We start from the raw sequence: 12797 nt of genomic DNA on the forward strand, positions 1-12797 counted from the left end.
TCTTTGTTTATGTTATAAATTCGCAGATTGCGAAGGTTGTTTTTCATATTGTTTCTGTTTAGATAATGAAATGAAAATAATTAATAATGAAATCACACCGAAAATGAGAACCATATATTGCAATCCAATCGTATCTAAGAAGAAGCCTGTGCCGAGTAAGACAATTTGGAACATAACTCTCTCAAACATATTACGGAATGAGAAGAGACGACCATGATAGCTTTTTTCCACTTTCGTTTGGAAAATTGTCGACATAATAGGGAAGAAGCAACCAACACTAAAACCAAATAAACCAAATGATGTAAGAGACATCCATTTTATATCGCTAAAGAACAAGGAAAGGTGTGCAAAAGCGGTACAAACAGCGAAGAAATATAATAATTTTTCAGGTTTGAAATGGTCAGATAAACGTTTAATAACGAAGGCCCCTAACATAAATGCGACACCTTCAATTGTATATATAAAGCCTTTAATCGTTGGATCATGTTGCATTTCACTAATGTTAATTACCATTAAATTAAATCCAGCTATAAATAATAGAGGGATAATACTTAATATAAGTGCTGTAAAAGCAATAGGAATTCCTTTTAAAATACGAAAAACTTCCATAAAGCTATTATCTTTTGCAGCTTGTTTACTTCGTGTTGTTGATTTCTTATCTTCGAATTGTAGGAAGAAAGTTGAGAGGAATAATAAAGCGTACGCTGCCATTGAGAAGGCATACATATACTGTAAACTCATTACAACTAAAAGAATTCCACCTAGTGAAGTACCTGCAATACGAGCGATTGTACCTACATTCATATGTACACCGTTCATCTGTAATAACTCATGCTCACGTACGATGAGTGGAATTACAGATTGTAATGCAGGGAAGTAAAATGCTGCAGAAATTTGAAGAGCAACCATAAATGCAATCATGAAGGCAATGCTTTCAAATTGGATAGCGAAAAACATAAAAATAACACTAATAACGCGACCGAACCCAGCATAAAGAAGAACTTTTTTCTTTTCATACTGATCGATAATCCGACCAGCCATAGGACCAACTAGTACACCAGCTAATAGTCCGATAAATAATATAACTGATTTCATGAAATCAGAAGGGACATATTTTTGCATAAATTCAAGGTTGCCAAGAATACCAAGCCATAGCCCTAGACCAGCAATAAACTCCCCAATTAACACAATCCAAACATTTTTATTACGCCACATAATGTAAAACCTCTCCGTCTTTTAAAATGAAAAACTCGTATATAAAACCTCCTTATTTTATATATTATTTTTAACGAACTTTTTTAGAGTCAGAGTCTATATTACGTGTTTCATGAGTGGATTTCAATCTTTTTGATTTGTCAAAAATTTGATGTGTTAATAGATGAAACAAGTAAGTCAAAATGTATAAAATCAATGATTACATATTCAGTGAAATTAAGGATAAATAAAATAAAAGCATCAAGAAAATATCACTATTAAATGATATTTTTCTTGATGCTTTTAATACATCAGGCCGAATATTCTTCTTTACGTACTTCGAAAAATTCATTACGACGTAAGTAATTATAAACTTTCTCGGAAACCTGTTCTTCTTCAGACATTAAGAAACGATGATCAAAAGCATAGAATGATTGACCTTTAATTAATTTTACGTAGTATATTTTACACGCCTCCTCTAGCATAATTGGAACTTACCTAATATTATGATGGCCTATATGCTTGTGAATCATACTTGGAGTTTCAAAGGATAGAAGCTAAATAAATTGAAAAAGCTTACAAAACTGTAATGTTGTTGTCACGTTTTCCGATAGTTAAAAATAACCAATCTCTTCTATACTACAAATAAGTTACATAAAATAAGGGGGTAAAAAGATGGATGAAGTGATTGGAGAAGTTGTAGCAGGTATTTGTGAATTTGTAGTAGAAGTAACAGCTGATGCTATTGGGAATTTAGTTTCCGGGAATGATGAGGAAAAAGAAACATTATAATAGTTTGTAAAAGTATACAGATGATCCAAATATAAAGGCTGATTTCTAAAAGGGAGTCAGCTTTTTTATTTTTTACATTATATTAATATTATTTGAATATTTATTTGTTATTATGTTTGTGAAACTCATAAAGGAGGTGAATAAATAAAGATGTCTAATTTAGGATCTGATTCTCGTTTAATTATGGCGAATGTAGACGAAAGGGAATATCATTTTATTATACGTGAACATCCGGTTTTAGGGAAAATTATATCGCTACTTGAAAATGGAAAAGAATATGGTTTAATAGATAAACAAATCGCTAATAAAGATAAATTTATAAAATCGGAGCTTATAAAATTAGATTATTTTAACATAGATGTTTTACATCATACACCTGGATGGATATGGATTGGTATGGATCAATTTGGTTTACATGCTCGTGAGGCTACTTATAACGAAGTAGACGTTATTATGAAGTTGAAAGAGGATTTATATTATATAGATGTATATGAAAAAGTAAAAATGTAATAAATATTTAGTCAGGTTAGGGGACAAGTTCCCGTAGCCTTTTTTGTTTAGTAATAAAACGTAACATTTATATTATATCGATGATAGGACAGCATGATAAGAAGTAAGCTGAAAAGAGGATTTGAAAATACATAAAGAGAACTTTAATTATTACATGAATCTTATATGTAAGTAACAATAGAAAGAAGATGATAAAATGAGTAAAGAAGAGCTTGTAAAACAACAGTTTGGTAATAATGCGGAAAAGTATGTAAAAAGTAAAATTCATGCAAAAGGACCGGATTTACAATATGTAGTTCAACAAGTAGAGTCTCGTCATAATAATCGTCTTCTTGATATTGCTACTGGCGGTGGACATGTTGCGAATGTATTAGCTCCATTGTTTAAAGAAGTAGTTGCCTTAGACTTAACAGAAAAAATGTTAGAGAATGCAAAAAACTTTATTATAAGTAATGGATATGAAAATGTATCTTTTGTCGCTGGAAACGCTGAAAGTTTACCGTTTGCCGATAGTTCTTTTGATACGATTACATGCCGAATTGCAGCACATCATTTTACGAATCCAGCTCAGTTTATTTATGAAGTAAATCGTACGTTAGAACATAATGGATTGTTTATTTTGATAGATAATGTTTCACCGGAAAATAATGAATTTGATACATTTTATAATTTTATAGAAAAAAAGCGAGATCCGAGTCATGAACGAGCGCTGAAAAAAACAGAATGGATTACCATGTTAGAAAAAAACGGTTTGCAAATGCAATCATGCCTTACTTTTGACAAGAAATTTGAATTTGACTGGTGGTGCGATATGATGAATGTACCTTTGCAGAAACGTATGAAATTAACAGAATGTATGATGAAAACACCAGTTGAAATGCAAGAATTCTTTAATATTCAAATTGAAAATAATAAAATAAATTCGTTTTATACTGAAATGGCATTGTTTGTATGCAAAAAAAGCGCGACATTAAAAAGATAAATTTCTTGCAGTCTTTTCAAAGTACGTTATACTTAGTACAGAGAAAATGAGAATTGAGGAAATATAATAATGATTCGCGTACGTATTGAAGGAACTGAAGAAGAAATGCTTGAATTTATGGAGAAAATGCCAGATATTCCTGGATTTGAAAAAACACATATGAGAGAACCGAAAAAAGGAAATAATCCAAAATACGATTCAAGTAAAAATGTACTAGCATATTTATCTTATAAAAAGATTGAAGTCGCCAATAAATAGGCGGCTTTTTTAGTTTGCACCGTTTCACAGCCTTGTCTTTTTTACATAATAATAATAGTAGATTATGTTGAAGAGGGGTGAGGATAGTTAATAAGAAAATCATCTTTTTTGGAGACTTTGGTATTGACGATGCGGTGGCGTTAATTTATGCAAATAAAACATGTCAATTGGATATTATAGGTATTGTTGCTGAATATGGGAATGTATCGCGAGAAATTGTAACGGAAAATGTGTATTTTTTAGAAAGATACTATGCTACAGAAGTAAAAATCATTGAGGGTGCAGCAAGACCGATGACAGCTGAAGAACCTTTGTTCTTTCCTGAAATACATGGAGATCACGGTTTAGGGCCAATTATTCCACCTGATATGAGGATTTGTAAACGGGAAAATTTTTGTGGACTAATTAAATTAATTGAACCTTGTCCAGAAGATATTATTATCGTAGCGACAGGGCGTTTAACAACATTGGCAACGCTATTTTTATTATATCCAAATGTAATGGATAAGGTATGTTCGTATTATATTATGGGCGGTGCTTTTTTATTTCCTGGTAACGTTACTCCTGTATCAGAAGCTAATTTTTATGGGGATCCAATCGCCGCGAATATTGTCATGAAGTACGCAAAGAATGCGACTATTTATCCGTTAAATGTAACGCAAGCAGCCCTCATTACTCCTGAAATGGTGGATATTATTAATAAAGAAGGAACAGGGCAAGCGAAGCTTATTAAATCAATGATCGATTTTTATTATGAGAACTTTTATAAAAAAGAATACCCGGGTATTGCTGGAAGTCCGATTCACGATTTACTTCCGTTCATTTCATTTATAAATGATGATATTTTTGAATACAAAAAATCTGCAGTTTGGATTAGTACGACAAATGACGTAACAAGAGGACAAAGTGTGGCAGACTTTAGAAAAATAGCTGAGCCGACAACGTTTGATAATAGGCCTATTCAAAAAATTGCAGTTGGTTTTAACTATCCAGCTTTTAAAGAAGAGTTTATGCGGACAATATTAAAGCCTGACTGTCCCTAATATGTGAAATACGAAGGGTATCAACCATACGTCGAAATAACAGGTCGTTCATTATTTTGAAATAATCAAATAGTTAAGCTGTATGAATAACTTATGGGAAATGTAACATAACTAATGGTAAGCAATTGTTTCTAATTATATTTTGATCTGTAAAATATAAAGGAGGTTATCATATGATTTGGTCTTTAATCGTTGGTGGTTTATTAGGATGGTTTGCAAGCTTAATTACTGGAAGAGACGTACCAGGTGGCGTAATAGGCAATATTATTGCTGGTATTATCGGTTCTTGGATTGGTACGAAATTACTTGGTAGTTTTGGCCCTGTAATAGGCGGGTTTGCAATTATTCCAGCTTTAATCGGTGCGATTATTTTAATTTTCATCGTAAGCTTTTTATTACGAGCAATGCGGAAATGAATGTACGGACTGTTTACATTTGTAAGCAGTCCTTTTTATATGTTATGCTAGTATTATACAATCAGGAGGTGTCAGCATTGAAAATATTTACAGTAAATTTCCATCAAGAAGATAATGCTAAAGCGACAACAGTACATAAATTAAGTGAAGAGGACTTCAATAAAGCAACAGAAAAAGGTACTCGTCATCTATTTGATTTAGATACAAACGTTGGATTCTTCGTATTCTTTGACGCAGAAGATGCAGAAGGTAATGATCAATACTTAATGTTACAATACGAAGGGGATCATGAAGAGCCAACTGCGTGCTACGGATTTGATTTAAAACTATACTATCAATTTTTAGCACTATACTTAAATGATCTTGAATTCCACGGTGAAACAGATGAGGAAGAGGAAGAGTATGGCCCAATTCATCATTTAGCTCACTTACTTTATCATATTGTTGAAGATGGTAAGTCAATCGAAGTGTAAAAATACATATGTAAAGCTGTCCTTTTTGGACAGCTTTTTTTATTATTATGATGAATGTTATGATTTGCATAATGGTAAATGGATTTCTGATGGTGATAAATGGTTTGATTAAACAGAAAAAGCAACAAAGAAGACTCATCTTTCTTTGTTGCTTTTTCTACGTTTCAGGAAGGATTGCAGTGTAAATGGCGAGAAGGGATATATAAGGAGATGGAAAAAATGATAAATAATACGATTCCAAGTTTTTTAAAATTGTGGGAAAGTAACGATGTAGAAGTAGTAGTCCTCAACCAATACTTTACTTCGCATCCAGAGATATTTGAAGAATACTTTAAGTATCATTGTCCACATACGAGAGAACGAGTTTCTAATGCCATTAAACGATATCCCGCAAAAATAGAAGAAATTCGTATCATTGCAGAAATATTACCGACTATTCTTCAAGAGATAACGAATGAATATCATTATAAATATAACTTTGATGTAAATATGAATTTTCATCTATTTGTTGGAGGGTTTGGCTCTAATGCATTTGTAGAAAGGGAAATTATTGGAGACATATTTTTTGCGGCAGAAAAATTATCTCCAGATGTAAATCATCTTCGTGTTATTGTCGCTCACGAAATAGGACATATATATCATAATGTTATGTTACACAATGATGGAATGGATTGGGGTAAAGCCGATTGGACTGACGGGTCAGTTAATTTGTATCGTGAAGGCGTTGCAACATATTTATCAAAGCAAATTATAAGAGGTTTAAATGAATCAGTGTACTACTCATATAACAATGATGGCGAACGTTGGTTACAATGCTATATAGAAAATGAAGAACAAATAAAGAATCGTTTTTTGGAAGATTATATAGAAGGATGGACGTTTGAAAAAGAGAAAGAGTGGTTTCGGTTATCTGGAGGACAGTATTTTGGATACAACCGAATCGGTTATTTTTTAGGAACAGCTTTTGTAGAATATGTTGTACAAGCATTGGGAGAGAGTGAAGCATTTACTTTTTGGAACAAACACAATTTGAAAAGCGGTGTCATGGATTGGTTATCGAAAGGAATAAGATTATAATAGGGGGCCGAAATGTATGAAAGTGTATGTAAAGATAGCTATGTTATTTCTCGCTTTTACATGCATATTTGCATTAGTAGCATGTAAAGGGACAGACGAAAAAAAGGAAACAAACCCAACCTCGGAAAATAGTAAACACGAACAAAATAATTCTTCTGAAGAAAAGAAAGAGCCTGAAGCAAAATCAAATAATGAAGGATCAGCAAAACCAAAGACAGATTCAAGCACGCAAGATACAGTTATAAATCAAAAATCAATTAACCACATTAAAGATTTGTTTGAACTAGCGAAAGAAGGAAAAGTACCTAATGTCCCGTTCGCAGCACATACAGGTGATATTGAAGAAATAGAAAAAGATTGGGGTAAAGCAGATAAAACGGAACAAGCAGGCAACGGAATGTACGCTACCTTTACAAATAAAAATGTTTCCTTCGGTTTTAATAAAGGGTCACAAGTTTTTGATGTACGCTCCTATCATGCAGAGTTAAAATCAATTACATTACAAGAAATAGAGAAAGCATTAGGAAAACCAGCTTCAGTTAAAGTAAATGGGGAAGATAAAATATACGTATATAAAGTAAACAATCAGTTTGAGTTAAAATTCATTATTCCAAAATCGACTGGTAAGGTAAATCATATTTCGGTATTTTCACCAGAAGATAGTATTAATAAAATGGCAGGGTAATAAAAAAGGGTGTCACAAAAGTCTCGAGACTTTTGTGACATCCTTCTTTTTATAAAGAAAGCATCCTATAAAATATGAGGGGTATGCTTCGAAACGTCTTTATTTATTTTATTACGTTCTACATTATGAATAAACAGTGCTTGAATAATCCCTCCCATTATTAAGAAACAAGCGCAAATATAAAATAGCATGCTACCGTTTAGTTTACTTAATAAAACCGCACCAAGTACAGGACCGCACGTACGAGATATATCCCAATGTAACCCGTAAATTGAAAAATACAATCCACGCTTATCTGTAGGAGCGATTTCTGAAACGAATCGAAGTAAATGGTTTAAGGCGATACTTTCCCCAATGACTAAAAAGAGTAATGTGAAGAATAGTGATGTGATTGTTGCTGAAATCCCGTAGCCAATTGCAGCTATTGTATAGCAGGTGTAAGAAATAAGAATAATTTTCGCCATAGAAAATCGTTCAGACCATTTCACAAGGAAAACTTGCAGGAAGATTTCCATTATAGCCTTGCATGTTGAAATAAAAGCGAGCATGAATACGAAATCTGGAAATATATCTTTAGCGAAAATGCGATAATTTGTCTCAGTTTGAGCATAAAAAAAGCTAATAGGGAGTGTAGTAATCATAAGTCCTAAAACGGCGTAATGCTTGCTTACAAATTGTTTTGAAGATGATACTTCAACTTTTTGCTTTGGCTTTGTAAATACTGGAGCGGTTTCTGGAAGCTGCGTCCATACAACTACTGCATATACCATAAGTGTAATGCTTTGCATTATAAATAAATATTCAGGGTGAGTATGATAAAAGATAGCACCAATTATTGGACCGATTACGGAACCAATTGCAGCCATCGTATGCAAAAGAGCAAAAATTTCTGCTTGTTGTTTTTGTTTTGTTAAATCAGCAATTTGTGCACGTTGAGCGGGAATATATAAGGAACGGCCAACCCCATTTATGACGTAAAGCAAAGCAAATATAAAAACAGATTGAGCAAAGACGAAGCCGCCGATTGCAACGCCTTGTAGCAATAAGCCGAGTAACATAATTTTCTTTCGCCCATATTTATCCGTCACTCCTCCAGCAATAAGTGTAAATACAATGTCTGAGAGAGGTTGTAGCCCGAAAATGAGCATAGTTATTATTATATTACCGTTTAACATTTTATTAACGTAAATAATCATAATGAGAGCTAACATAGATTCAGTCGTTCGAGTTAATAATTCGCCGCACAGTCTAATAATAATGGGTTTATTATAACGTAGTATGAGATTGTTCAATATTAATTCCTCCTTTCTATATTGAAATGATAAGATGAAAGGAGAGGTGGAAAAAGGGTAGAAACAAAAGGGGTTATTTTTCACCTTTTAGGGGGATTATGATGTTTATTTTAGATCAATATATCGCACTATGGTGTGCCTATGGTAAAGGGAGACAAGAAGGAGAACAATTAGAAGTTACCGTACAAATGATAGCAGAAACATTATTTTGTACGGAGCGTAATAGTAAATTAATAATAAAAAAATTAGAAGAGTTAAATTGGATCGCTTGGTTTCCAGGACGGGGGAGAGGGAATCGCTCTAAATTAATATTTCAAAAGCAACCGATGATATTAATTTTAGACAGAGGAAAAGAACTAACGAAAAAAGGGGATGTGAAAAGTGGAATCTCATTTGTGGAACGCTACAGCTCACAATTTCCATTAGTAAAGAAAGAGTATGAAGCTTGGATAGATTCCATATTTGGTCATAAAATAGAAAGGACACCTGAAGGAAGAAAAGATGTACTTCGGTTGCAAGTACAAATGAATTTAGACATCGCTTTGGATCCGGTTTACGCTACGATGCGCTCAGAATGTCATATGGTTAAACATATTTTTGATACACTCGTATATGTGAATGAGGAAACAAATTGTATAGAGCCAAGACTTGCTTTTCACTGGCAATATAATGACGCTGAAAAGGTTTGGACATTTTATTTAAGAAAAGGCGTTCATCTTCATAATAGAAAACGACTTACCGCACATGATGTTATACATTCGTTGAATCGATTTATGAAAGCGGAAAACAACCCACACGCATGGATGTTGCAACATGTTAAAAATGTCCATGCAGTGGATGAATTTGTTGTTGAAATTCAATTACATACGGAAAATAGGATGTTTTTACATATGCTAAGTGCAGAACAGTGTTCTATCGTACATGAAGATGAAAAAGGAAGCTTTATTGGTACAGGTCCTTTTATATTACGTGAGAAAAATGCACAGTTATTTGTATTAGAAGTGCATGATTTATATTATCGTGAAAGACCTTTTCTTGACCGAATTGAACTAATGAATGTAGAGCAAAATGTAAATACGTATGATGTATTAGTAAAGGCGCAGTATAAAGATAAAGAAAAGCCCAATAAAGAGTGGTCTCGGCTTGAATCGAACGTGACATATGTAACGTGCAATCTTGTAAAAGAAGGGCCAATGCAAGATGAGTTGTTTCGAAAGGCGCTTTATAAAATTATTCATGGCGATAAAATTGTTCAAGAGCTCTGCGACGAACGTGGAGAAGTGGCAAAGAAACTAATATTAGCAAATGAAAGCATAGTAGAGATTGAGGAAGATATAGCTAGTTTAATTAAAAGGAGTACGTATCATTATGAAGTGCTACAACTCTACACATTTACAGGACAAGATCACGTAGAAGATGCACAATGGATTCAGAAAGAGTGTGCGAAGTATGGGATTCGTGTAGAAAATAATTTTCTTGAAGTTGAAGAGTTATTGGAAATCAGTACGATACAAAAGGCTGATATGATGCATGATAGTGCAACTATTAGTGAACGTATTGAAGATAGTCTGCTATATATGTTTCTTACAAAAAATAGCTTTATTCATGGGCAAAGCAGCATGAACTTTCATAAAATGTTGTCCCCGTATTTTAAACAAGAACGAGTAGAAAAAAGAGTTACATTGTTACGCGATATTGAGAACACTTTGTTACGTCAAATTCATATTATTCCTTTATACCGCAACAAACAACAAGTAACTTCTCACGAAAAAGTACAAAATATAATGATTAATTCACAAGGGTGGATTGATTTTTATGAAATATGGTTTACATTTTGATATATAAGGGTTTTTACACGTTTTAAATGATGTGTAAGAGCCTTTTTTTCGTGTGTGAAACAGGTTTGTTTTACACATTGTTACGCTACTTACGATAAAAGTCTATTTACAGCGTAACAGTGTTATGTTACATTGTTATCAGGAAGGAGTGTTATACAGTTGAGTACAGATTTAATTTCAAAAAAAGATTTATTAGAACTAACTGGTATTTCATACGGACAGTTATATAGGTGGAAAAGAAAAAATTTAATACCGGAAGATTGGTTTGTACGAAAGTCAACATTCACGGGTCAAGAGACATTTTTTCCGAAAGAAAAGATATTAGAGCGTATTGATAAAATCCAAACGATGAAAGAAGATTTATCACTTGATGAACTAGCAAATATGTTTTCACCGAGTGTAAGAGAAATCCTTTTAACAAAGGAAGACGTCTTACGTAAAGGAATTGCATCAGAGCCAGTTTTACAATTCTTCATAGAACAAACGAATAAAACAACAGAGTTTCAATTTGTAGATATTCTTTATGTGTATATGTTAGAAGAATTACTACAATCGGGAGAGATTAGTTTAGAAGAAGGAAAAATGGTCTTGCAAGTTTTACGTGAAAATTATGAGGCGATTAAGCATAAAGCTTGTGACTTAATCATCGTCCGAAAGTTAGGGATTTCTACATGTTTCTTAGTTTCAAACGTGGACGATTTAATTTTTGAAAAAGGTACCAAAATAGTTTTACGCGAAGCGATTATGAAATATACCGAAGCATTAAAAACGAAACTGTTGTAGTGGAGGAGAAAGTATGCGTACAGATAATTTGATTATAAATGGTTACGGTTCATCGAATGGCGGCGAGTTTCTTAAAGTGCAATTAAATGGAAAAGGGACTGTTAATGGAAATGTTGAATGTGATCAATTTGAATGTAACGGTTACGGTGCTGTTACTGGAAATTTGAAAAGTAGCAATGCAAGAATTAGTGGATCGGGTAAAGTCGATGGTACAGTTATTGCGGAAACGATGCGAATTGATGGGAAAGCAACAATTACGCAAGATGTGAAGGCGAACAGTTTAAAAATTGCAGGAAAAGGTACAGTAGGTGGAAATGTAACTGGTGAAAAATTTAAAATCAACGGTCAAGCAACGATTGATGGGAATTGTGAAGTGGATACTTTTTCTTCAGAAGGACAATTTACAATTGGTGGATTATTAAGCGCCGATGAAATAAATATTAATATTCACGGTACATGTCGAGCAAAAGAAATTGGTGGTCAAACGATTAAAGTAAAACATAGACTAAGTACTTTTAGTAGACTGTTTAAATCAGTATTTGGTATGCAATTAGAGGCTGAACTATTAGAAGGTGACAATATCGATATTGATTATGCTCACATAAAAACGGTAAGAGGAAACAATGTTACAGTAGGAGCGAACTGTGAGATTGAACTGATCGAATATACGGGTGTTCTTACTGTTGATAAAAGCGCAAATGTAAAAGAAATGAAGCAGATTTAATGGAAGGGAGAAAGTAATATGGAACATCAACATAGTCTTACTGTCAATGGTTCTGGTAGTTCAGCAGGCGGGGATTATAACAAAGTGAAGATTCGCGGTGAAGGAACGATTTCTAATGATATGAGCTGTAATGAATTTAAAACGTACGGAACGAGTGAAGTGCGCGGTAATATGAAAGTGAAAAATTATGTCGTGTATGGAGATAGTGAAGTACAAGGAAATGTAACTGCTGAATATGTAAAAGTATACGGAAATACACAAATGAATAGTGATGCCCATATTGAAAAAACGAAAGTAAGAGGTATGATAGAAGTTAAAGGGAAGTTTACTGGTGATTTCGTAGATGTGAAAGGCGCTTTAAATGTGAAAGGAGATATTGAAGTTGAAGAACTATCACTAACTGGTGGCCTTGAAAGTGATGGATTACTTAATGCTGAAAATATTGATATTTCACTTCGTTATGAAGGAAGTAAAGTGAGAGAGATTGGTGGTAAGAAGATTACCGTTCATAAAAAAGCGAGATTTATTCCATTTACAAGTCATGCTGGAAGCCTCCAAACGTCTATCATTGAAGGAGATGAAATTTATTTAGAGCATACGATTGCTGAAGTTGTAAGAGGAAACAACGTTACCATTGGTCCAGGATGTGAAATTAGTGTTGTAGAATATCATACTAGTTTTAACCAAAAAGGTAATGCAGTCGTAAAAGAACATAAACAAATATAAGTAG

Annotated in this window: 15 protein-coding genes; 12 read left to right on the forward strand and 3 right to left on the reverse strand. The window is 33.3% G+C overall.

The features are described from left to right. Nucleotides 1-12: 12 nt before the first annotated feature. Nucleotides 13-1215, reverse strand: a complete 1203-nt coding sequence (locus MNO09_RS16110; RefSeq protein ID WP_000269251.1) for an MFS transporter — start codon at nt 1213-1215, stop codon at nt 13-15. A gap of 290 nt (nt 1216-1505) precedes the next feature. Continuing rightward, nucleotides 1506-1658, reverse strand: a complete 153-nt coding sequence (locus MNO09_RS16115) for a YqbF domain-containing protein (protein WP_078183406.1) — start codon at nt 1656-1658, stop codon at nt 1506-1508. Between the two features lie 478 nt (nt 1659-2136). Here MNO09_RS16115 and MNO09_RS16120 point away from each other — a divergent pair, with 478 nt between their 5' ends. The 8 genes from MNO09_RS16120 (at nt 2137) to MNO09_RS16155 (ending at nt 7430) form a co-directional block, all read left to right on the forward strand. Further along, on the forward strand, nt 2137-2496 hold the full coding sequence (locus MNO09_RS16120) for a hypothetical protein (RefSeq protein ID WP_088107300.1): 360 nt from the start codon (nt 2137-2139) through the stop codon (nt 2494-2496). Between the two features lie 196 nt (nt 2497-2692). After that, nucleotides 2693-3478: a class I SAM-dependent methyltransferase gene (locus MNO09_RS16125; protein WP_064475560.1), complete on the forward strand. Its 786-nt coding sequence runs from the start codon at nt 2693-2695 to the stop codon at nt 3476-3478. 69 nt (nt 3479-3547) lie between these two features. Beyond that, nucleotides 3548-3736, forward strand: coding sequence for a DUF3970 family protein (locus tag MNO09_RS16130; protein WP_088107299.1), 189 nt, complete (start codon nt 3548-3550; stop codon nt 3734-3736). A 77-nt stretch (nt 3737-3813) separates the two neighbouring features. Beyond that, a complete protein-coding gene (locus tag MNO09_RS16135) occupies nt 3814-4779 on the forward strand; it encodes a nucleoside hydrolase (RefSeq protein ID WP_088107298.1) in 966 nt (321 codons plus the stop codon). 173 nt (nt 4780-4952) lie between these two features. Next, nucleotides 4953-5195, forward strand: coding sequence for a GlsB/YeaQ/YmgE family stress response membrane protein (locus MNO09_RS16140; protein ID WP_000638309.1), 243 nt, complete (start codon nt 4953-4955; stop codon nt 5193-5195). Between the two features lie 77 nt (nt 5196-5272). Beyond that, nucleotides 5273-5668: a cytosolic protein gene (locus MNO09_RS16145; RefSeq protein ID WP_140399243.1), complete on the forward strand. Its 396-nt coding sequence runs from the start codon at nt 5273-5275 to the stop codon at nt 5666-5668. 219 nt (nt 5669-5887) lie between these two features. Then, a complete protein-coding gene (locus MNO09_RS16150) occupies nt 5888-6745 on the forward strand; it encodes a gluzincin family metallopeptidase (protein ID WP_078183397.1) in 858 nt (285 codons plus the stop codon). 16 nt (nt 6746-6761) lie between these two features. Further along, nucleotides 6762-7430, forward strand: coding sequence for a YjgB family protein (locus tag MNO09_RS16155; RefSeq protein WP_078183398.1), 669 nt, complete (start codon nt 6762-6764; stop codon nt 7428-7430). 65 nt (nt 7431-7495) lie between these two features. Here the strand turns inward: MNO09_RS16155 and MNO09_RS16160 are convergent, their stop codons facing one another. After that, nucleotides 7496-8722 carry an MDR family MFS transporter gene (locus tag MNO09_RS16160; protein ID WP_088107297.1) on the reverse strand — a complete coding sequence of 409 codons (1227 nt, stop codon included), beginning with the start codon at nt 8720-8722 and terminating at the stop codon, nt 7496-7498. A gap of 101 nt (nt 8723-8823) precedes the next feature. Between MNO09_RS16160 and MNO09_RS16165 the strand changes: the two genes are divergently transcribed. The 4 genes from MNO09_RS16165 (at nt 8824) to MNO09_RS16180 (ending at nt 12793) form a co-directional block, all read left to right on the forward strand. Beyond that, nucleotides 8824-10560: an ABC transporter substrate-binding protein gene (locus MNO09_RS16165; RefSeq protein WP_088107296.1), complete on the forward strand. Its 1737-nt coding sequence runs from the start codon at nt 8824-8826 to the stop codon at nt 10558-10560. A gap of 159 nt (nt 10561-10719) precedes the next feature. After that, the gene (locus tag MNO09_RS16170; RefSeq protein ID WP_000102255.1) at nt 10720-11343 is read left to right on the forward strand and encodes a YhbD family protein; all 624 of its coding nucleotides are present in this window, start codon (nt 10720-10722) and stop codon (nt 11341-11343) included. 13 nt (nt 11344-11356) lie between these two features. Further along, nucleotides 11357-12067 (forward strand): bactofilin family protein, encoded by a 711-nt coding sequence (locus tag MNO09_RS16175; protein ID WP_001258388.1) that lies wholly within the window; start codon nt 11357-11359, stop codon nt 12065-12067. 18 nt (nt 12068-12085) lie between these two features. Continuing rightward, a complete protein-coding gene (locus MNO09_RS16180) occupies nt 12086-12793 on the forward strand; it encodes a hypothetical protein (RefSeq protein ID WP_000401032.1) in 708 nt (235 codons plus the stop codon). The last annotated feature ends 4 nt before the right edge of the window (nt 12794-12797 follow it).

Origin of the sequence: Bacillus sp. N5-665, assembly GCF_022637375.2 — a bacterium.
GTDB classification, from domain to species: domain Bacteria; phylum Bacillota; class Bacilli; order Bacillales; family Bacillaceae_G; genus Bacillus_A; species Bacillus_A wiedmannii.